Origin of the sequence: Rhodoplanes sp. P11 (assembly GCF_964266735.1) — a bacterium.
Lineage (GTDB): Bacteria > Pseudomonadota > Alphaproteobacteria > Rhizobiales > Xanthobacteraceae > Rhodoplanes > Rhodoplanes serenus.
Genome location: NZ_CAXWGY010000001.1, coordinates 484,266 through 504,871 on the forward strand (window position 1 = coordinate 484,266; position 20,606 = coordinate 504,871).

The window sequence follows — 20,606 nt, forward strand, 5'->3', positions numbered from 1 at the left end:
GCGCTCGAACCTGCATCACCGCGTCGCTCGACGCGGCCTAGACCTCGTTCTTCACCCGCTCCCAGGTTGCGTCCATGTGATGAGCCAGCGCGCGGGCGAGACCATCGGCGTCGCGGGCGCGCAGCAGAGTGACGAACTGCTCGTGCTCGGTCACCGCCTGGGCCCAGTTCTCCGGCCCCTGATGACCGAGATAGCGAACGCGGCGCAGTCGCGCCTGGATGATCCCATGCACATCGACCAGCGCCTCGTTGCCGGAGATGCGGACGATCGCCGTGTGGATCTCCTGGTTCAGCTTGAAATAGGGCAGCCGGTCGCGCGCCTCGTACATGGCCACCATGCGGGCATGCATGGCCGCCACCTCGGCGATCTGGGACTCGCTCGCATGCGCGCAGGCGAGCCGGCCCGCCAGCCCTTCCAGCTCGCCCAGCACGATCAGGCTGTCGCGGATGTCCTTGGCGGAGAACTGGCGCACCACCGCGCCGCGCCCGGGCGACAGCTCGATCAGCCCTTCGCTGGCGAGATACTTCAGCGCCTCGCGCAGCGGCGTCCGCGACACGCCAAGCTCGCGACCGAGGTTGCTCTCGTGAATGCGCGTGCCGGAAGCCAGCGTGCCGTCGACGATGAGATCGCGGACGCGCGACACGACGGCGTCGTGCAGCGTCTGCCGGACGATGGGGCCGCGCTCGTCGGGCGCCCGTGCCGGACCCGTCCCGTCGGTCGCCTGCTCGTCCGTTCGCCCGCTCACGCCTGCCGGCCCCCTGCTCCGTCCGCCGTCCACCATCCCGGCGGGCATTCCCGCTACCCGAAATCGACGCCGCCGAGAACTCCTGCCCGACCACGCCTCGCGGCTCGGATCAATACCAAAGCTCCGCGTATTGTACAACCGTATTCTGCATACAGCATTCTTGCTGCAAGTAGGCTGACATGCTACAGGGGACAGGCAGCCCGTTTCCGGGAACCCGCCGAAGGACCCGTCCGATGAATGCCGCGTCCGCCCCCTCGCCCCGCCCGTCCCGCCCCACCATCGCGCTGGCGATGGGCGATCCGGCCGGCATCAGCCCCGAGCTGCTGGCGAAAGCCTTGGCCGAGCCCGACATCACCGCGGCGGCCGGCCTGGTGATCTTCGGCGACCGGCGCATCCTGGACGGTGGCGCCACGGTGGCCGGCACCCGGCTCGACATCGACGTGGTCGACGATGCCGAGGCAGTCCCGGCGGCACCGACGCGGCCCGTGCTGGTCGATCTGAAGAACCTCGATCCCGCCGACGTGATGCCGGGCGAGGCGACGCTCGCGGGTGGCCGCTTCGCCACCGACAACTTCCGCCGCGCGCTGCGCCACGCGGCCGCCGGCCGCGCCGACGCCGTGGTGTTCACGCCGTTCAACAAGAAGGCGATGCGCCTCGCCTATGCGGGATACGACGACGAGATCCGCTTCATCGCCGACGTGCTCGCCTTCGACGGCCCGGCCCGCGAGTTCAACGTGCTCGAGGAGGTGTGGAACGCCCGCGTCACCTCGCACCTGCCGCTCGCCGCCGTGTCGGCGGCGATCACCGGCGAGGCGATCGTCCGCAACCTCGCCCTCACCGATGCCTGCATGCGGGCGGCCGGCTTCGCGCGGCCGCGCATCGCGGTCGCCGGCCTCAATCCGCACGCCGGCGACGGCGGCAATTTCGGGACCGAGGAGATCGACGTCATCGAGCCGGCGGTGCGCGAGGCGGCATCCAAGGGATACGCGGCGAGCGGCCCCTATCCGGCCGACACGGTGTTCGTGCGCGCCCGACGCGGCGAGTTCGACGCGGTGCTGACCATGTATCACGACCAGGGCCAGATCGCCATGAAGCTGATGGGCTTCGACCGCGGCGTGACGCTGTTCGGCGGCTTCCCCTTCCCGATCTGCACGCCGGCGCACGGCACCGCCTACGACATTGTCGGGCGCGGCATCGCCGACATCGGCGCCATGCGCCATGCGACCCTGCTCGCTGCCCGGATGGCGACGAGCAACGCCGCTCCCGCGGCCGCGACGGAGCCCGCAGCTTCCTGACCCCTCTCCGCCGCCGGCACGGTCGGCGCGTCCGGCCGGCGGCCGTGTCGAACGGAGGACCACGATGCGCAAGTGCCTGCTGATCACCGCCGCCCTGCTGGCGAGCCTGCCGGCCGGCGGGGCCGCCGCGGCCTGGCAACCGAACCGGCCGATCGAGTTCGTCGTGACCTCCGCGCCCGGCGGCGGCACTGACAACTTCGCCCGCGTCGTCCAGGCGATCATCACCAAGTACAAGATGGTCGAGCAGCCCATCGTGGTGGTGAACAAGGGCGGCGGCAGCGGCGCCGAGGGCTTCGTCTACGCCAAGACGCAGGCGAAGGACCCCTACAAGCTGACCTTCGGCACCAACAACGCCTACCTGCTGCCCTACGTGGCCAAGCTCGGATACAAGCCGGCCGAGCTGACCCCGGTTGCGACCCTCGCGGTCGACGAGTTCCTGGTCTGGGTCAACGGCGCCTCGCCCTACAAGGACGTCAAGAGCTACATCGAGGCCGTCAAGGCCAAGCCCGGCGTGTTCAAGGCGAGCGGCAGCCAGTCCAAGGACACCGACCACATCCTCACCAGCATGATCGAGGATGCGACCGGCACCAAGTTCATCTACGTGCCGTTCCAAGGCGGCAACGCCACCGCGGTGCAGCTCGCCGGCGGCCATGTCGATTCCAACGTCAACAATCCGAACGAGAACGTCGGCCACTGGAAGGCCGGAACGGTGCGGCCGCTCTGCGTGTTCAGCCCGACCCGTCTGCCCGGCACCGCCAAGGTGGCCGACGACAAGGCGTGGTCCGACATCCCGACCTGCCGCGAGGCCGGCATCCCGATCGACCAGTTCCAGATGCCGCGCACCGTGTGGCTTCCGCCGGGCGTACCGGCCGACGCCGTGACGTTCTACGCCGATATTCTCGAGAAGGTGACCAAGACGCCGGAATGGAAGGAGTGGACGGAGCGCAACCTCCAGACGCCGCGCTTCCTCGCCGGCAAGGCGTTCACCGACTTCATCGCCGAGGACGATGCCAAGAACCGCAAGGTGCTCGAGGCGCAGGGCTGGATGGTGAAGTGATCGTTCGGGCGGGGCGGCGGCGCCGCTCCGCCCGACACCGCCGGCTGTCAAATCCGTCGCCGCGCCGCCCGTCCACGCTTGCGGCCCTTTATCCGGCCTGGAGATCGCCATGGCCTCTCGTTTCCACGCCGAACTGGCGACCGCGCTCGGCACGGCGGCGTTCGGTGCCGTCGTGGTGGCCGGCGCCATTGAATACGGCATCGGCTGGGACAGCGCCGGGCCCGAGCCCGGCGCCTTCCCGTTCTATGTCGGCCTCCTGATCATCCTGGCGAGCCTCGCCAACGGGGTGCAGGCGATCGCGCATCATCGTGCGCTCGCGACCGCCGGCTTTCTCGACGGACCGCACGCGCGGCGGGTGCTGATCTTCGTGGCGCTGTCGGTGGTCTTCGTGATCCTCGCGACGCTGCTCGGCCTCTATGTGGCGGCGGTGCTGTATGTCGCCGCGGCGGCGTGGTGGCAGGGCGGCTATCGGCCCTGGATCGGCGCCGCCTGCGGTATCGCGACCGCGCTGTTCTTCTACGTCGTGCTCGAAAAGGCGTTCCAGGTGCCGCTGCTCAAGGGACCGCTGGAAGCCGCGCTCGGCATCCACTGAGGGGGCCGCGATGGACAACATCGCCTCGCTGTTCTACGGCTTCGGCGTCGCCCTGTCGGCCTATCACATCGGCCTGATGATCGTCGGCGTGCTGCTCGGCATCCTGGTCGGCGTGCTGCCGGGCCTCGGCGCCCCCAACGGCGTCTCGCTGCTGCTGCCGCTGACCTTCGCGATGGACCCGGTGGCGGCCATCATCCTGCTCACCAGCATCTACTGGGGCGCGCTGTTCGGCGGCTCGACGACGTCGATCCTGTTCAACATCCCGGGCGAGCCCTCCTCGGTGGCCACCACCTTCGACGGCTACCCGCTCGCCCACAAGGGCGAGCCGACCCGGGCGTTGAGCTTCGCGTTCCTGTCGGCCGGCTTCGGCGCCCTCGTCGGCGTCATCGTCATCACGCTGCTGTCGAGCGCGGTCGCCCGCTTCGCCCTCAAGTTCTCGTCGCCGGAGTTCTTCGCCGTCTATCTGCTCGCCTTTTGCAGCTTCGTCGGGCTCGGTGGCGCCTCGCCGTTCAAGAGCATCGTGGCGATCGGCTTCGGCTTCGCGTTCGGCGCCGTCGGCATGGATTCGGTGTCGGGCAGCCTGCGCCTCACCTATGGCTTCGACGAGCTGCTCGCCGGCATCAGCTTCCTGGTCGCGGTGATCGGCCTGTTCGGCATCGGCGAGCTTATCCTGACGGTCGAGCAGGGCCTGGAGCTCGCCGGCATCCGGGCCCGCATCAGCCCACGCGACGTGCTCTCGGCCGCGCTGGCGATGCCGCGCTACTGGGTGGCGCTGCTGCGCAGCGCCGCGGTCGGCTGCTGGATGGGCATCACGCCGGGCGGCCCGACGGCGGCGTCGTTCATGAGCTACGGCCTCGCCAAGCGGTTCTCGCGCAACCGCGACAAGTTCGGGACCGGCGAGCCGGAGGGCATCATCTCGCCGGAGACCGCCGACCACGCCGCCGGCACCAGCGCCATGCTGCCGATGATCGCGCTCGGCGTGCCGGGCTCGGCCACCGCGGCCGTGATGATGGGCGGCCTGATGATCTGGGGCCTCAATCCCGGCCCGATGCTGTTCGTCGAGCGGCCCGACTTCGTGTGGGGCCTGATCGCCAGCATGTATCTCGGCAACGTCGTCGCCGTCATCCTGGTGCTCGCCACGGTGCCGCTGTTCGCCTCGATTCTGCGGGTCCCGTTCGCCCTCATCGGTCCGGTGATCGTCGTCATCTGTTTCGTCGGCGCCTACACGGTCGGCAATCACACCTTCGACCTGTGGCTGGCGCTCGCCTTCGGCCTCGTCGGCTACGTGTTCAAGAAGCTCGACTACCCGATCGCCCCGCTGGTGCTCGCCATGGTGATCGGCGACAAGGCCGAGGATGCGTTCCGCCAGTCGATGATCATGTCGGGCGGCTCGCTGTCGATCTTCTGGTCGAACGGGCTGGTCGCGACGCTGACCTGTGCGGCCCTCGTGCTGCTGTTCTGGCCGCTGATCGCCGCCGGGCTGCGCCGGCTGCCGGGCCTCTTGTCGATCCGCCGCGGCACGCCCGCCGCCTGACCCGTGCCGCCACCGCGACGCGGCGGCGGCGGGCCGGCGGGGGTATCATCCTGTTTCCCGATGATCAGCTCGCCGTCATTCCGGGGCGCCGCGCAGCGGCGAGCCCGGAATCCAGCGGCAACCTCGGAGTTCTCGGCTGGATTCCGGATAGCCGCTTCGCGGCTTCCGGAATGACCACCGAATCGATCGGCCGGATCTCGTATCAGTCGCCGAAGGTCCACGAGCGCGGCGCCGCCGCGGTACCGTGCTTGAGCATGTGCTCCAGGAGGATCAGCGCGTCCGCGGTCATCTCGGCGTCGAGCAGCGCGCCGTGGCGGTCGTCGCGGACGCTGGCGTCGAGGGCGAGACGATCGCACACCGCGGTGAGCGAGGTCGACGCGCCGGGAAAGAGCTGGGCATAGAGCCGCTGGGTGCACACGAAGCGATCGTCCGTGTAGGCACTCTCGCCCCACGCGATCGCCTTGGCGCGGGCAAACTCGTAGTCGAGAAAGTCGCGCTCGTTGCGATACGCATGGGCGACGATCGGCGCCTCGCCGACGAACTCGCGCAACTGCGGCAGGATCGCAGTGAACCGTGGCGCCCCCTTGAGGTCGGCGGGACGGATGCCGTGGATCTTGATGGCGGCCGGATCGATCGGCGCATCGGGATTGACCAGGGTGCGCCATGTCTCGCCCTTGCTCCAGCCGTCGCCGTCGCGCCGCAGCTCGACGAAGCCCACCTCGATGACGAGCCCCGGGGCCCGCCAGCCCAGGGGCTGCTTGCGGATGAAGCCGACATCGGGAGCCCGCTTGCCGGTGGTCTCCGCATCGAACGCCACCAGCCGATCGAATCGGTCGAGAAATCCGGGCTCGTGCATCAGGCTCTCCGCGGGCGTGACGGCAGTTCTTCGATACCGTCGGCGATGGCGGCGGAACGCCGCATCGCATGACCATCATACCGCGGGCGGGAGCGATCGCCATGTCGTCTTGCAAAGATGCGCAGCGACAAGGTAGCCGAGTGTCGATCGCCACAGCGGCGGGTTGCCGCGTGTTGAGCGAGATCAACAAGCACGGCCGAGACACGCTGTAGATGTCCAGCCCGTCGGCGCTCGCTTCGCGGCGGGCGCGGATTGAAAAGGGTGCCCCCCAAGGGGATGATGGTGAGCAGCCTGCGCAAGGCGTTCTCGACCGCGGCGACGTTCTCGACCGCAGACGCTCTCGACCGCAGCGACGTTCCGGATCTCGCGGCTGCGTTCTGGATCTCGCGGCAGTGCGGCAGACACCACCCTTCTGTCCTGCGTTCCCCTTTCCGCCAGCCTCTTCTCTATCATCGTGATCCGCGAGCCCTGTCGGCTCGACCCACCCGCTCATCCGGCCCGTGACTTCAATCAACAAGGAGACAGATCTTGGCCCGCATCGAAAAGGATTTCCTCGGCGAACGTGAAATCCCGGCGGAGGCGTATTACGGCGTCCAGACGCTGCGCGGCAAGGAGAACTTCCACATCACCGGCGTGCCGATGTCGCGCGAGCCGTACTTCGTCCAGGCGTTCGGCCACGTCAAGAAGGCCGCCGCCATGGCCAACCGCGATCTCGGCGTGCTGGACGGGCGTATCGCCGACGCCATCATCGCGGCCTGCGACCGGGTGATCGCCGGCGACATGAACAACCAGTTCATCACCGACTTCATCCAGGGCGGCGCCGGCACGTCGACCAACATGAACGCCAACGAGGTGATCGCCAATCTGGCGCTCGAGTATCTCGGCCAGCCGAAGGGCGACTACCAGACCGTCAACCCCAACGATCACGTCAACTTCGGGCAATCCACCAACGACGTCTATCCGACCGCGCTGCATCTGGCGCTGATCATGCGGTTGCGCAGCTACGCCGATGCGCTGCGCCGCCTTCAGGACGCCTTCTTCGCCAAGGCGAAGGAGTTCGACCGTGTGCTGAAGATGGGCCGTACGCACCTCCAGGACGCGGTGCCGATGTCGCTCGGCGCCGAGTTTCACGGCTGGGGCACCACCATCGGCGAGGAGGTGCAGCGCATCTCCGAGGTGATGCAACTCCTGCACGAGATCAATCTCGGTGCCACGGCGATCGGCACCTCGGTGACGGCGGCGCCCGGCTATCCGGCGCTTGCCACGCGGCATCTCGCCGAACTCACCGGAATCGACTTCATCCTCGCCGCCGACCTCGTCGAGGCGACCTCTGACACCGGCGTCTATGTCCAGCTCTCCGGCGTGCTCAAGCGCACGTCGAGCAAGCTCACCAAGATCTGCAACGACATCCGGCTGCTCGCCTCGGGGCCGCGTTGCGGCTTCAACGAGATCGACCTGCCGCAGCTCCAGCCGGGCTCGTCGATCATGCCCGGCAAGGTCAACCCGGTGATCCCCGAGGTGGTCAACCAGGCCGGCTTCCTGGTGATCGGCCTCGACACCACCGTCACGCTCGCCGCCTCCGCCGGCCAGCTCCAGCTCAACGTGATGGAGCCGGTGATCTCCTTCGCGCTGTTCCTGTCGATCCGCACCATGGAGAACGCCGTCAACAGCCTGCGCACCCATTGCGTGATGGGCATCAAGGCCAATGCCGACCGCACCCGCGAGATGGTGATGAACTCGCTCGGCATCGTCACGCTGCTCAAGCCGGTGCTCGGCTACAAGCAGTGCGCCGAGCTGGCGCGCGAGGGCTATCAGCAGGGCAAGTCGCTGCACCAGCTCGTCGTGCAGGAGAAGAAGCTGATCACCCAGGAGAAGTGGGACGAGATCTTCTCGTTCGAGAACCTCATCGATCCGGAGTTCATCCGGTGATCCGAGCCGCGGCCGCAGGACCACCCAACTCCGTTTCGGAAGAGTGACATGACAATCTCGATCCTGATGCAGTTCGCCGTCGTGCTGGCGGCGATCTGGGTCGGCTCGCGCCAGAGCGGTGTCGGGCTCGGCCTGTGGGGCGCCGTCGGCCTCCTGGTGCTGATGGTCGGATTCGGCGTGACGCCGACCTCACCGCCCGTCGACGTGATGCTGATCATCATCGCGGTCATCATGGCCGCCTCGGTGATGGATGCGGCCGGCGGCATCGACTTCCTGGTGCGGATCGCCGAGCGCATCATCCGGGCCAATCCCAAGCACGTCACCATCGTGGCGCCGCTCACCACCTGGACGTTCACGTTCCTGGCCGGCACCGGCCACATCGTCTACCCGCTGCTGCCGGTGATCTACGAGGTCGCGCACCAGAACGGCATCCGCCCCGAGCGGCCGATCGCGGTGGCCACCATCGCGTCCCAGCAGGCCATTACGGCGAGCCCGGTCGCCGCCGCCACCGCGGCGATGATCGGGCTGTTCGCCGCAAGCGGCACACCGCAATGGGGCCTGCCGCAGATCCTGATGATCTGCGTGCCGTCGACCCTGATCGGCGTGCTGGTCGCGGCGGTGGTCTCGACCTTCCTGGGCAAGGACCTGAAGGACGATCCGGAGTATCAGGCGCGGCTGAAGGCCGGCACCATTCCGGCCCCCAAGGCGCCGGGCGAGCGGCCGCCCGTCACCCGCGAGGCGCGCGTCTCGGCGCTGGTGTTCCTGGCCGGCGTCGGGCTCGTGGTGCTGTTCGGCTTCGTGCCCTCGCTGCGCATGCTGCCCGGCGGCGACAAGCCGGTGCCGATGCCGATCACCATCGAGATCGTCATGCTGGCCACCGCCGCCGTCATGCTGGCACTGACCCGCACCAAGGTCGACGAGGTGCCGAAGACCGCGACCTGCCGGGCCGGCATCGTCGCCGTGGTGGCGATCTTCGGCCTCGCCTGGCTCGGCGACAGCTTCATCGCCGCCAACAAGGACGTGATCGTGCCGGCGATCGGCCATATGACCGAGGCGGCGCCGTGGGCCTTCGCGTTCGGCCTGTTCTTCGCCTCGGTGCTGCTCTACAGCCAGGCGGCGACCACGCGGGCGCTGATGCCGCTCGGCATCGCGCTCGGCATCCCGCCGCAGTTCCTGATCGCGATGTTCCCGTCGGTCAACGGCTACTTCTTCATCCCGACCTACGGGTCGTTGATCGCCGCCATCAACTTCGACCTGTCCGGCACCACCCGGATCGGCTCCTTCGTGCTCAACCACTCGTTCATGATCCCGGGCGTGGTGGCGACCGGCACCGCGGTCGCTTCCGGCCTCTTGATCGCCAGGCTGGTGTTCTGAGGCGAGCGGACGCGCCGCGGCGACGAGCTGCGGCGCGTCCTGTACAAATTCTCGCTTAAGGCGATATCGGACGCCCGCGCGCGGCGGCTCGCGACCGACCTCCCGGAAACTCCTGATGGCCCGCGTCACGGGCAATGCTTAAATCTTCTTTGCCATCCGGCTGTCCGCGTCGGACGGTCCGGATGCATCCGGAGGTTGGAATGAACGAGGATCGGAGCGGCGTCCTGGCTGGCCTCGCCGTCTTCGCCGGCGCCATTGGTGGCCTGTTTCTGGTCGCCCGCGTCACCCACTTCATCTTCGCCGTGGTCAAGGACCCGGAGCGGCTGATGGCCGTAAGCTGGACGCAGGCCGGCATGGTCGTGCTGGCCCTTCTGCTCGCGGCCTGCGTGGTGGCGCTCGTGCGCTCGATGCGGGGGCGGCGCCATCGGCCGCATGGTCCGTCATCGCGCTACGCCGCGTCGCCCTACTCGGGCCGGGCGGCCTGACGGAAGCCCGCCCGCGCGCGCAGGGACATCGGCGCAGGGACATCGGCGCGGTGACGACACCGCGCCGGAGCCGCCGATGGCGAATCAGAACGGCTGCGACGAGAGCGCCGCGCGGCCTCCGGCCATTCCATAAGGCCCGGCCGACACCCCGGACGGCGCCGTCGCGGGAAGGCTGCCGTCGATGGCCCGGCGGACGACACGACGGACCTCCTCGTTGGTGAGGAAGAGGTCGTGATTGATCACGCCGAAGCCGCGCTCGGAGGCGTCGATGACGCGGATGCCGAGCCGCTCGAGCTGCGCCTTCTCGGCGGCACCGACCCGGGTGACGCCGCCGGCGATCAGCCGCGACACCGCGAGCGCGCGGTCGTTGGTGGCGGTCACCACGGTGATCTTGCCGGCGAGGCCGCCGATGCGTCCGACCGACGAGGCGAACACGTCCATGTCGATATCGGGCGACGCGAACACCACCGCGCCGATCCGCATCCCGAGGTCGTCGCCGCGGCGGGCATGGACCTGGCGGAGCGCTTCGAGCGTCAGCATGGTGCCGATGCTGTGCGCCACGATGTGGATGCGGCCGACCGAGGGGCTGACGATCAGGCGGTCGAGCACCTGGTCCAGCGCATCGCGCGACCACATGGCGCTCTCGCGGTCATAACCGTAGTCGAGCAGCTTGGCCCGCGACGGCCACGAGAACAGCATGGTCGCGCCGCGGAAGCTGATGCCGTCGGAGAGCCGCACGGCGTCGAGCGCCGCCGTCTCGAAGGTGGTGTTGTAGCCGTGCACGTAGACGAGCACGTCGCGGCCGGTCGGCATGCCGAAGAACAGGTCGTCGACCTGCCCCACCCGGTCGATGCCGGCGAGCTTCCAGTCCGACAGCCCGACCGAGGCGAGCGAGAAGCGACCGCCGTCGGGCGGCACCAGCCGGCCCCGGCCGACCGTGAGGGCGGCCCGCTCGGTGCCGAACCACGGCGCGCGGCCGAGGTCGACGGGGCGACGATTGGTGGCGACCAGCAGAGCCGGCTCGGCCGTCAGGGCGGAGGCATCGTGGCGCGGCGCATCGGCGCCGAGGCCGGCGCAGCCGCCGAGCGCCAGCGTGGTGCCGACGGCGGCGAGCGCGCGCAGAGCCGTCCGGCGCGACGGCGCGGTGTCGTTCTCGAGCATGAAATTTTCCCGCGTCCCGGGCGCGGCGCCGTCCGGCGCCCGCGACCGTTCCCGCCTCTTCCCTGAGCGGCGATCAGGGCGAGAGCAGGGCGACGGCGAGACGGGCGGTATCGGACGACGTTCGGCCGCACCAATTCCGCCGCTCTCGATCCCGCCACTCCCGATTCCGCCGCTCTCCCGGAGAACGGCGGCCGGTCCTCTCGCTCACTGGAGCGGTGGGGCGTACTGGATGCCGCCGGTGGTCCACAGGTGGTTGAGGCCGCGCGGAATGCCGAGCTTGGTCGCCACCCCGACATTGCGCTCGAACACCTCGCCGTAGTTGCCGACATGGCGGACCACGCGCACCACCCAGTCGTTGGTGAGGCCGAGCCGGGCGCCGAGATCACCGTCGGTGCCGACCAGCCGCCGGATCTCCGGCTTCTCGGACTTCTGGGCGCGGTCGAGCGTCTGCGCCGTCACGCCGAGCTCCTCGGCATTGACCATGGCGAAGTGCACCCACTTCACCAGCAGCGCGAAGCCGTCGTCGCCCTGGCGCACCGCCGGGCCGAGCGGCTCCTTGGAGATCACGTCGGGCAGGATGACGTGGTCGGCGGGCTTGCCCAGGCCGGCGCGCTCGGCGTGGAGCTGCGATACGTCGCTGGTGATGGCGTCGCAGCGGCCGCCCTCGTAGGCGTCGACCGCCTCGCGAATGCTGGTGGCGACCACCATCGTGGCTTTGACGTCGTTGGCCTTGAAGTAGTCGGCGGCGTTGCTCGCGTTGGTGGTGCCGCTCTGGGCACAGACCTTGAGGCTGTCGAAGGCGAGCGGCGATTCGGCCGGCTGCGATTTGCGCACCATGAAGCCCTGGCCGTCGTAGTAGGTCACCGCCGGGAACACGATGCCGAGGCTCGCCTCGCGGGCGAGCGTCCAGGTCGAGTTGCGCGACAGGATGTCGATCTCGCCGCCGCGCAGCGCATCGAACCGCTTGTCGGCGTTGAGCGGCACGTAGCGGACCTTGGCGGGATCGTCGAAGATGGCGGCGGCCAGCGCCCGGCAGAAGTCGACGTCGAAGCCGGTCCAGGCACCGCCCTCGCCCTTGGCCGAGAAGCCGGCGAGGCCCTCGCTCACTCCGCAGACCAGGCTGCCGCGATCACGGATCGCCTTCAGGGTGACGCCGTCGGCGAGGCGCTTCGGCGCCGCGGCGGCGGACTGGCCGGGCGCCTGAGCCATGGCGGTGCCGAGGCCGAACGCGACGGCGGCCGCCAGGGCGGCCGAAAGGATACGAACGAACGACATGGCTACAGCTCCGGCGCCTGCTTGACGACGACCTTGGTGCCGACCGGGATGCGCTCGTAGAGGTCCATCACATCGGCATTGACCAGGCGGAAGCAGCCGGACGAGACGGCGTGCCCGATGGTCTGCGGCTGGTTGGTTCCGTGGATGCGGTAGACGGTGCCGCCGATATAGAGCGCCCGCGCCCCCATGGGATTGCCGGGCCCGCCGGCCATGAAGCGCGGCAGATAGGGCTGGCGCTCGATCATCTCGGGCGGCGGCGTCCAGTCGGGCCACTCGGCCTTGCGCACGATGGACTTGAGGCCCTGCCATTGGAAGCCGTCGCGGCCGACCCCGATGCCGTAGCGCAGCGCCCGGTTGTTGCCCTGGACCACGTAGAGGAACCGCTCGGAGGTGTGCACGATGATGGTGCCCGGCGGCTCGGTGGTGCGGAAGAACACCATCTGGCGTTGGAGTGCGGGCGACAGCTGCTCCTCGTCGGCGGTCGGCTCGTAGCCGGGCTGATCCTCGATGCGCAGGGTCTCGGTCGGCGTGGACCGCCAGGACTGCGCGAGCGCCGGCGCTGCCGCGATGGCCAGCAGCGCGGCGAGAACCAGGGCCGGAAGGGCGGCAGGTCGGTGCACGGCGATCTCCCCCGATGCGAATGCGTCGTCCCGAGCCGGACCACAGGATTGAAGCAGAAATCCGACCGCAGCCCCCTACCACAGCCGCGAGTGGCGAGGCTAGGCCGGGCGACCCTCCGCGTGCAGCACCAGGATGTCCCGGACGGTGCGGTTGAGCGGGGTCGGCACGCCGACCGTGGCGCCGAGATCGACCACCCCGCCCGACAGCCACGGCAGCTCCAGCCGCCGGCCGGCAGCGAGGTCGTGGAACATCGAGGCCACCATGCCGTCCGGCAGGGTGTCGATGAAGGCGAGCCGGTCGGCCGCGAACCCGTCCGGAAGGGCGACGCCGTGGCCGCGGCCCACCGCCACCACCTCCTCCATCAGGCCGAGCAGCAGCGCCCGGGTATGGGGGTTCCGGCGCACCGGCCCGATCGGGCTGCGGGTCGCGCAGGTCGACGCCGACAGGCCGACTAGGAACACGAATTTCTGCCAGATCTCCCGACGGATATCGGTGGCGATCTCGGCCTTGATGCCGCCCGCCAGGCAGGCCGCCAGGAAGCGCTCGGCGCGCGCCGAGCGCGACCCGTCGAACTCGCCGAACACCAGCCGCTGCATGGTGCCGGTCTGGGCGATGACACCGGGACGGGCGATGGTGGTGGCGATCTGGGCAATGGCCCCCATCAGGGGGGCGTCGCCCAGGATGGGCCGCAGCATGTCGTCCTTCTGGACGCCGTTCTGAAGCGACAGAACGGCGGTGCCGGGGCCGACGATCGGCACGATGGCCCGCGCCGCCGCCTCGGTGTCCCACAGCTTGACGGTGAACAGGACGATATCGACCGGGCCGATCGAGGCGGGGTCGTCGGTCGCCTGGACGGTCGGCAGGACGAACGGGTCCTCGGGGCTCTCGATGGTGAGCCCGTCGGCGCGCAGCGCCGCCAGGTGGGCGCCGCGGGCCACGAACACCACGTCGGCGCCGCCGCGGGCGAGCCGCCCCCCGAAGAAACCGCCGAGCCCGCCCGATCCCATCACCGCGATGCGCATGGTCGTCCCCTTGCTGCCGCGACCGCCCCGCCGAAGGCGGCGGCCGTCGCCCGCTCTACTCCATCGGGCAGGCTCGCGACAGGGGCAGCCCCTGTATCCCGCCCCGGCACCCGGCCGATCCAGACGGCCGGCCCCGACCGCCGAGGGCGGTGAAGCGATCGTCAACGTCCCTTCGCGGTTGCGAGGGACGTGTTCTTGAACCCTTAAAAGTTCTGACCATATTCTGGGATGTCCGCCGACCGGCAGGCCCCCAGGGCTGCCGGGGAGCGGACTGGGGCGCCGCAAGGGCTCCATGACGCAAAGTCGCTGAACAGGACTTTGAGACCATGTCGCGTGTGTCTTCGCTCTCCAGCCCGTTCCTTCTCGGATTCGACGAGATCGAACGCGCGCTCGACCGAGTGACCAAGGCGGCCGACGGATATCCGCCCTACAACATCGAGCGGATCGCCGGCGGCGATGGGCAGCCGGAACGGCTTCGGATCACCCTGGCGGTGGCCGGCTTCACCAAGGATCAGCTCGACGTCACGGTCGAGGAAAGCCAGCTCATGATTCGGGGCCGGCAGCAGGAGGACAAGACACGCCAGTATCTGCATCGCGGCATCGCCGCGCGCCAGTTCCAGCGCACCTTCCTGCTGGCTGACGGGATGGAGGTATTGGGGGCCGACCTGAGGAACGGCTTGCTGTCGATCGATCTGGCGCGTCCGGAACCGGCGCGTGTCGTCCGATCGATCGCCATCACGCAGCAGGACTGAAGGTCACCCGAGGTCACGCACAGGACTCGGCAAAGACACGAGAACAGGAGTCGAGGGCCATGAACGAACACACTCCCCGCCCCACCGTCATCTCGCCGGAGGCACTGGCGCATCTCGGCGACGGCCGCATCGCCTACGTGAAGGCGATCCGCTCCGAGGATCTGCCGGCGCTGTTTCCGCAGGCCCCGCAGGTGGCCCCGGGTCTCCAGCTGTTCGCGCTGCACGCCGCCGACGGCACCCCGATCATGATCACCGACAGCCGCGAGGCGGCGGTCGCCAATGCCTGGAGCCACGAGCTCGAGGCGGTGAGCGTGCACTGACTGACAGGCTCGCGCGGCGGCGCCCCCGCGCCCGCCGCGACAGACATCGAACAGCCCAGACCGATGAGGATGCCCGGCCGGCGTGCCGGGCATCGTGCTTTCAGACATCGCGCCGCATGAACACGCGGGCGCTCTCGTCGAGCCCCTTGGCGATGTGCCGGCACCGAATCTCGCGCAGGGCCGGCGACAGGGCCGCCTCTTCCAGCACCACGAATCCGAGACGGCGGTAGTAGGGCGCATTCCACGGCACGTCTCGGAAGGTCGACAGCAGCAGAGCCGGCCATCCCTGCTCGGCCGCGAGCGCGGCGATTCGCTCGATCAGGGCGGCGCCGATGCGGCGCCCCGCCTGCGCCGGCAGCACGTCGAGCTCCTCGATATAGCCCTGGCCATCGACCGGGCGCGCCATGACGAAGCCGATCGCGCCAACCTCCGGGTCGGTGGCGACGAACAGCCGCCCGGCTGCGATCCGCTCGGCCAGGACGGCCGCCGGGGTCGGCTCGTCACCGGCCACCGCGGCGAACCGGGTGGCGAGGAACCGGGTGGCGGCGCCCGCCTCGATGGTCCGAAGCTGGTCGATGTCGGACGCGACGCCGGGGCGAATCACCACTGCGCGAGGATCGCTCATTGCTGGATTGCACCTGTGGGCGCCCGATCGGGGCTCACCCTACGGCCGAGCCCACGACGAAACGTCGGCCGGCGCACCGTCGGCCCGCGTCAGGCCACCGGCGGCGGCATGGCGAGCACGGCGTAGAGCGCCTCGCGATCCTGCGAATCACGCAGCATCCGGGTGATCTCCGGCTCGCGCAGCATGCGGGCGACGCGGGCGAGCGCCTTCAGGTGATCGGCGCCGGCGCTTTCGGGGGCGAGCAGCAGGAAGATCAGATCGACCGGCTGGCCGTCGAGCGCCTCGAAATCGATCGGGCGGTCGAGACGCGCGAACAGGCCGAACAGCTTCTCCAGCCGCGGCAGCTTGCCGTGCGGAATGGCGATGCCGCTCCCGATCGCGGTCGAGCCCAGCCGCTCGCGTTGCATCAGCACCTCGAGAATCTCGCGCTCGGTGCGGCCGGTGAGATCGGCGGCCCGCTCGGCGAGTTCCTGGAGAGCTTGTTTCTTGGTGTTGACCTTGAGCGCCGGGATGACCGCTTGCGGCGCGACGAGATCGTTCAGCGGCATGACCGGTCCGATCAGGGAATAAGGCGCTCGGCGCGCCCCCGGAGGGGGTGCGACGGCGCGCGGACGATACGGAGCCCTCCCCGGCGCGTCAATAGGGCCCCCGAAGCGCTGCGGCACCATGGACGACTGCCCCGCGGGGCGGCCTGCCCTGCACCCGGCACACGTTGACTTTCCCAAATGCCGGCAGAACCTTGGCACGCCAACAACCAACAAGAGGCTGGACGATGCCGACTCCCATGCTGCCGCGTGACCGGATCGACTACTCCGCCATCGTGGACCGGCCCCCGTTGAAGCTTCCCGGCGGTGCGCGAGTGGTGGTCTGGACTATTGTGAACTACGAGGTCTGGGACATCGGCCGGCCAATGCCGCGCCAGGTGCTGCCGCCACCGACCGGCGTGCCGCTGCTGCCCGACGTGCCGCATTGGAGCTGGCACGAATACGGCGTGCGGGTCGGAGCCTGGCGGTTCTTCTCGCTCTACGAACGACTCGGCATCCGCCCGACCCTCGCGGTCAACGCCCGCGTGTGCGAGGACTATCCGCGCATCGCCGAGGAGGCCCGCCGGCTCGGCTGGGAGTTCATGGGCCACTGCTACGACCAGATGCCGACCCACAAATGGGACGATCAGGCCGGCATGATCGGCCGCTCGCTCGACATCCTGGAGACCTTCTCGGGCAAGCGCCCGGTCGGCTGGCTCGGCCCGGGCCTCACCCAGACGCTCGACAGCCCCGACCTGCTCGCCGCCGCCGGCGTGAAGTACATCGCCGACTGGGTCCACGACGACGAGCCGACCGAGATCCGCACCACCCACGGGCCGCTGGTCACCCTGCCCTACACGGTGGAGATCAACGACATCTCCCTGATGGCGGTTCAGCACCACGAGAGCCGCCACTTCCTCGACCGCGCCATCGATCAGTTCGACCGGCTCTACGCCGAGGGCAAGGACCGCGCCAAGATCATGGCGGTGGCGATCCATCCCTACATCAGCGGCCAGCCGCACCGGATCAAGTATCTCGAGCAGATCTACGATTACGTGAACAGGTTCGAGGGCGTCCTGCACTGGAACGGGGCGCAGATCCTCGACTGGTACGAGGGCGTGCGCGGCGCCCGCAAGCAGGCGGCGGAGTAACGGCCCCCGACCGATCGGCGCGCCGGGGCAACCGCTGCCCGGTGAGGTGAGGCGCGCCGGGGCAACCGCTGCCCGGTGAGGTGAGGCGAGGCGGAGCGGCGATTGCCCGACGGGACCCGGCGTGCGATCGTCGCATCTCCCCCACCTCATCGATGCGCCCGGTGCCGCGGCGATGCTCTCCGCCCTTCCGTCTTTCGACCAGATCGCGGTGGCGCTCCCCGCCGTCGCCCTCGCCTATGTGATCTTCGGCATCGCCGGCTTCGGCACCGCGCTGATCGCCGCCCCGGTGCTGGCGCATGCCATGCCGGTCGCCGCTATCGTGCCGATGCTGGCACTGCTCGACTGCGCCGCCGCGATCGTCAACGGCGTGCGCATCGGCGGCGACAAGGTGGCACGCGACGAGCTCGCCCGGCTGGTGCCGCTGATGGTGCTCGGCAGCCTGGTCGGCGCCTGGCTGCTGCTGATGGTTCCGCCGCGGCCGATGATGCTGGCGCTCGGTGCCTTCGTGGTCGTCTACGCCATCTACGGTCTCGTCGCGCCGCCGCCGCGCGGGCCACTGCCGCCCGCCTTCGTGCTGCCGTTCGGCGGCATCGGCGGCATCGCCAGCGCGATGTTCGGCAGCGGCGGCTTCATCTACGCCATGTATCTGGGCCGGCGGCTCGCCGACAAGGACGCGGTCCGCGCCACGCAGAGCGCGCTGATCGGACTCAGCACCTTCACGCGCGCGGTGATCTTCGCGCTCGCCGGCGTCTACACGGACGGACGGCTGGCGCTGCTTGCGCTGCTGCTGGTGCCCGCCATGCTGCTCGGCACCTGGATCGGCCACCGGGTGACGCTGCGGCTGTCGCGCGAGCAGTTCCTTCGCGTTCTCTATGTCGTGCTGATCGGCTCGGGCGCCGCGCTGGTGCTGCGCGCGGTGACCGGCGGCTGAACCGACGAGGCACCGGCCGTCATGACGCGACCGAGGCGAAGCCTCGTCCCGCCGCGGCCAGCTCGACCACGAGCGGGGCCGGTGCGTGCGACGCCTCGCCGGTCTCGGCCGCGATGGCGGTGAGGCGGTCACGCACCCGCGGCAGGCCGATCGCATCGGCCCAGTGCATCGGACCGCCGCGATAGGCCGGGAAGCCGTAGCCGTTGACCCAGATCACGTCGATGTCGCCGGCGCGCCGCGCGATGCCCTCGGCGAGAATCCGGGCGCCTTCGTTGACCATCGGGAACAGGAGCCGCTCGACGATCTCGTCGGCCGTGAAGGGGCGCCGCGTGATGCCGAGCGTGGCCGATGTCGCCACGATCAGCGCCTCCACCTCGGGATCGCGGATCGGCGTGCGCGAGCCGGGCTCGTAGCGGAAATAGCCGCGGCCGGTCTTCTGTCCGAAGCGGCCCGCCTCGCACAGGCGGTCGGCGATCTCGGCGCGCGCGCCCTGCGCCTTGCGCATCCGCCAGGCGATGTCGAGACCGGCGAGGTCGCCCACCGCACACGGCCCCATCGGAAAGCCGAACTCCGTCAGGGCGGCGTCGATCTCGTAGGGCAGCGCGCCGGCGAGCAGCAGGCGCTCGGTCTCGGTGGTGCGCACCCGCAGCATGCGGTTGCCGACGAAGCCGTGGCAGACGCCGACCACCACCGGCACCTTGCCGAGCGTACGGGCGATCGCCACCCCGGTGGCGAGCACCTCGGGATCGGTCTCGGCGGCGCGCACCACCTCGACCAGCCGCATCACCGTCGCCGGGCTGAAGAAGTGCAGGCCGAGCACGCGGCCAGGACGGCGCGTCGCCGCCGCGATGGCGTCGATGTCGAGATAGGACGTGTTGGTCGCCAGGATGGCGTCCGGCGCGATGGTGTCGAGCGCCGCGAACACGTCGCGCTTCACCGCCATGTCCTCGACGGCGGCCTCCACCACCAGCTCGGCGCCGGCGACGGCCGCCAGATCGGTCGCGGTGGTGAGCAGCGCCCGCCGCCGCTCCATCTCGGCCGCTGTCAGCTTGCCGCGCTGGACCGCAGCCGCCCACGTTTTCTCGATGGTGTCGCGGCCCCGCGCGAGACTCTCGGCCGAGACGTCCACCATGACGACCGGAAGGCCCGCATTGGCGAAGCAGGCGGCGATGCCCGCCCCCATGGTGCCGGCTCCGATGACGGCGGCGCGGCCGATGCGGCGGGCCGCCACACCGGCCGGCAGATCGAGCCGCATGGCCGCCCGCTCGGCCGCGAACAGATGACGGTAGGCGGCGGACTGCGGCCCGTCGCGCAGCGCCACGAACAGCGCCCGCTCGCGGGCGATCCCCTCCTCGAACGGCAGCGTCACGGCCGCCTTCAGCGCCTCGACGGCGGCGGGTGGCGCCGCGCGGCCGTCGGGACGGCCGGCATGCTTGGCCGCCAGCGCGTCGAGCCCGGCCGGATCGGCCCCATAGGGGGCGATCGCCTCGCTCCGGTCGCGGGTGCGCGGCGGCTGGCCGCGCGCCGCCGCCTTGCGCGCGAACGCGACGGCGGCGGCATCGAGATCCGGCACGATGGCGTCGACCAGCCCGCGGGTCTGCGCCTCCTCGGCGCCGATCGGCTCGCCCGAGAGCACCATGGCGAAAGCGGTCTCGGGGCCGACCAGGCGCGGCAGCCGCTGGGTGCCGCCGGCCCCCGGGATCAGGCCGAGCTTGATCTCGGGCAGCCCGAGCCGGGTGGCCGCGAGGGCGACCCGGTAGTGGCAGCCGAGCGCGATCTCCAGGCCGCCGCCGAGAGCGGTGCCGTGCAGGGCGGCGACCACCGGCTTCGGGCATGTCTCGATGGCCTCGATGACGTCGGGCAGATAGGGCTGCATCGCCGGCTTGCCCAGCTCGGAGATGTCGGCGCCGGCCACGAAGGTGCGCCCGGCGCAGCGGATCACCACAGCACCGATGCGGGAATCATCCTGCACCGCAGCAATCGCCGCCAGGAGACCGGCCCGCACCTCCGCCTTGAGGGCGTTCACAGGCGGATTGTCGATCGTGATCACCGCGACGTCGCCGTCGCGCTCCAGGCGGACCAGATCGGTCACAGGCATCCTCCGGGGCGGGTGTCAGGGGTTCGCAGGGCCGGGCCGCGGCGGCGGCACGCCGGCTCCGCCACCCTGCATAGCGTTGCGCCAGGGCACCCGTCCAGAGGGGCGAGGAAACCGGCCCGAGAGGGCCTTTGTTACGCCGACCGAACCGCGATGCCGCAGGCCGCACCGGACCCTGGGCCGCATCGGGTGCCGCATCCCGACATCGCAGCCTTGCATATCTGGTCTGCCGCCGCGGTTGACGTCCTGACAACGTCGTGAT

20 protein-coding genes are annotated in these 20,606 nt (G+C 70.0%); 11 read left to right on the top strand and 9 right to left on the bottom strand.

Annotated elements, in window-relative coordinates:
* Nucleotides 1–37: 37 nt before the first annotated feature.
* The gene (locus ACFQUV_RS02215; protein ID WP_371851650.1) at nucleotides 38–745 is read right to left on the bottom strand and encodes a GntR family transcriptional regulator; all 708 of its coding nucleotides are present in this window, start codon (nucleotides 743–745) and stop codon (nucleotides 38–40) included.
* A gap of 233 nt (nucleotides 746–978) precedes the next feature.
* Here ACFQUV_RS02215 and ACFQUV_RS02220 point away from each other — a divergent pair, with 233 nt between their 5' ends.
* From ACFQUV_RS02220 to ACFQUV_RS02235, 4 genes are all read left to right on the top strand, one after another.
* A complete protein-coding gene (locus ACFQUV_RS02220; RefSeq protein ID WP_378394068.1) occupies nucleotides 979–2,040 on the top strand; it encodes a 4-hydroxythreonine-4-phosphate dehydrogenase PdxA in 1,062 nt (353 codons plus the stop codon).
* 64 nt (nucleotides 2,041–2,104) lie between these two features.
* Nucleotides 2,105–3,097 carry a tripartite tricarboxylate transporter substrate binding protein gene (locus ACFQUV_RS02225; protein ID WP_129609399.1) on the top strand — a complete coding sequence of 331 codons (993 nt, stop codon included), beginning with the start codon at nucleotides 2,105–2,107 and terminating at the stop codon, nucleotides 3,095–3,097.
* Between the two features lie 109 nt (nucleotides 3,098–3,206).
* Nucleotides 3,207–3,689, top strand: a complete 483-nt coding sequence (locus ACFQUV_RS02230) for a tripartite tricarboxylate transporter TctB family protein (RefSeq protein WP_129609400.1) — start codon at nucleotides 3,207–3,209, stop codon at nucleotides 3,687–3,689.
* Between the two features lie 10 nt (nucleotides 3,690–3,699).
* Nucleotides 3,700–5,223 (top strand): tripartite tricarboxylate transporter permease, encoded by a 1,524-nt coding sequence (locus tag ACFQUV_RS02235; protein ID WP_129609401.1) that lies wholly within the window; start codon nucleotides 3,700–3,702, stop codon nucleotides 5,221–5,223.
* A gap of 202 nt (nucleotides 5,224–5,425) precedes the next feature.
* Here ACFQUV_RS02235 and ACFQUV_RS02240 read toward each other — a convergent pair whose 3' ends face one another.
* Nucleotides 5,426–6,079 (bottom strand): exonuclease domain-containing protein, encoded by a 654-nt coding sequence (locus tag ACFQUV_RS02240; protein WP_111384625.1) that lies wholly within the window; start codon nucleotides 6,077–6,079, stop codon nucleotides 5,426–5,428.
* A 528-nt stretch (nucleotides 6,080–6,607) separates the two neighbouring features.
* On the opposite strand from ACFQUV_RS02240, the gene ACFQUV_RS02245 reads away from it, so the two are divergent.
* The 3 genes from ACFQUV_RS02245 (at nucleotide 6,608) to ACFQUV_RS02255 (ending at nucleotide 9,867) form a co-directional block, all read left to right on the top strand.
* The gene (locus ACFQUV_RS02245; protein ID WP_111384626.1) at nucleotides 6,608–8,008 is read left to right on the top strand and encodes an aspartate ammonia-lyase; all 1,401 of its coding nucleotides are present in this window, start codon (nucleotides 6,608–6,610) and stop codon (nucleotides 8,006–8,008) included.
* Between the two features lie 48 nt (nucleotides 8,009–8,056).
* Nucleotides 8,057–9,382, top strand: a complete 1,326-nt coding sequence (locus ACFQUV_RS02250; protein WP_111384627.1) for an anaerobic C4-dicarboxylate transporter family protein — start codon at nucleotides 8,057–8,059, stop codon at nucleotides 9,380–9,382.
* Nucleotides 9,383–9,582: 200 nt separating this feature from the next.
* Nucleotides 9,583–9,867 (top strand): hypothetical protein, encoded by a 285-nt coding sequence (locus ACFQUV_RS02255; RefSeq protein ID WP_129609402.1) that lies wholly within the window; start codon nucleotides 9,583–9,585, stop codon nucleotides 9,865–9,867.
* A gap of 84 nt (nucleotides 9,868–9,951) precedes the next feature.
* Here ACFQUV_RS02255 and ACFQUV_RS02260 read toward each other — a convergent pair whose 3' ends face one another.
* The 4 genes from ACFQUV_RS02260 to ACFQUV_RS02275 form a co-directional block, all read right to left on the bottom strand.
* The gene (locus ACFQUV_RS02260) at nucleotides 9,952–11,028 is read right to left on the bottom strand and encodes an alpha/beta hydrolase (protein WP_129609403.1); all 1,077 of its coding nucleotides are present in this window, start codon (nucleotides 11,026–11,028) and stop codon (nucleotides 9,952–9,954) included.
* A 204-nt stretch (nucleotides 11,029–11,232) separates the two neighbouring features.
* Nucleotides 11,233–12,303, bottom strand: coding sequence for an amino acid ABC transporter substrate-binding protein (locus ACFQUV_RS02265; protein ID WP_129609404.1), 1,071 nt, complete (start codon nucleotides 12,301–12,303; stop codon nucleotides 11,233–11,235).
* A 2-nt stretch (nucleotides 12,304–12,305) separates the two neighbouring features.
* Nucleotides 12,306–12,929, bottom strand: a complete 624-nt coding sequence (locus ACFQUV_RS02270; protein ID WP_371851710.1) for a L,D-transpeptidase — start codon at nucleotides 12,927–12,929, stop codon at nucleotides 12,306–12,308.
* Between the two features lie 93 nt (nucleotides 12,930–13,022).
* Complete coding sequence (locus ACFQUV_RS02275) at nucleotides 13,023–13,946, bottom strand: ketopantoate reductase family protein (protein WP_129609406.1); 924 nt, start codon at nucleotides 13,944–13,946, stop codon at nucleotides 13,023–13,025.
* Nucleotides 13,947–14,272: 326 nt separating this feature from the next.
* Between ACFQUV_RS02275 and ACFQUV_RS02280 the strand changes: the two genes are divergently transcribed.
* The gene (locus tag ACFQUV_RS02280; protein WP_111384632.1) at nucleotides 14,273–14,698 is read left to right on the top strand and encodes an Hsp20 family protein; all 426 of its coding nucleotides are present in this window, start codon (nucleotides 14,273–14,275) and stop codon (nucleotides 14,696–14,698) included.
* Nucleotides 14,699–14,757: 59 nt separating this feature from the next.
* A complete protein-coding gene (locus tag ACFQUV_RS02285; RefSeq protein WP_111384633.1) occupies nucleotides 14,758–15,018 on the top strand; it encodes a DUF1150 domain-containing protein in 261 nt (86 codons plus the stop codon).
* 100 nt (nucleotides 15,019–15,118) lie between these two features.
* Here the strand turns inward: ACFQUV_RS02285 and ACFQUV_RS02290 are convergent, their stop codons facing one another.
* Complete coding sequence (locus ACFQUV_RS02290; RefSeq protein WP_207211490.1) at nucleotides 15,119–15,643, bottom strand: GNAT family N-acetyltransferase; 525 nt, start codon at nucleotides 15,641–15,643, stop codon at nucleotides 15,119–15,121.
* 89 nt (nucleotides 15,644–15,732) lie between these two features.
* A complete protein-coding gene (ptsN, locus tag ACFQUV_RS02295) occupies nucleotides 15,733–16,191 on the bottom strand; it encodes a PTS IIA-like nitrogen regulatory protein PtsN (protein WP_111384635.1) in 459 nt (152 codons plus the stop codon).
* 224 nt (nucleotides 16,192–16,415) lie between these two features.
* On the opposite strand from ptsN, the gene ACFQUV_RS02300 reads away from it, so the two are divergent.
* Both ACFQUV_RS02300 and ACFQUV_RS02305 read left to right on the top strand, forming a co-directional pair.
* Entirely contained in the window at nucleotides 16,416–17,318 is a 903-nt protein-coding gene (locus ACFQUV_RS02300) for a polysaccharide deacetylase family protein (RefSeq protein ID WP_244601603.1), read from the top strand.
* Between the two features lie 172 nt (nucleotides 17,319–17,490).
* Nucleotides 17,491–18,249: a sulfite exporter TauE/SafE family protein gene (locus ACFQUV_RS02305; RefSeq protein ID WP_129609407.1), complete on the top strand. Its 759-nt coding sequence runs from the start codon at nucleotides 17,491–17,493 to the stop codon at nucleotides 18,247–18,249.
* Between the two features lie 19 nt (nucleotides 18,250–18,268).
* On the opposite strand, the gene ACFQUV_RS02310 is transcribed toward ACFQUV_RS02305, so the two are convergent.
* Nucleotides 18,269–20,341 (bottom strand): 3-hydroxyacyl-CoA dehydrogenase NAD-binding domain-containing protein, encoded by a 2,073-nt coding sequence (locus tag ACFQUV_RS02310; RefSeq protein WP_165363924.1) that lies wholly within the window; start codon nucleotides 20,339–20,341, stop codon nucleotides 18,269–18,271.
* Nucleotides 20,342–20,606: the final 265 nt, after the last annotated feature.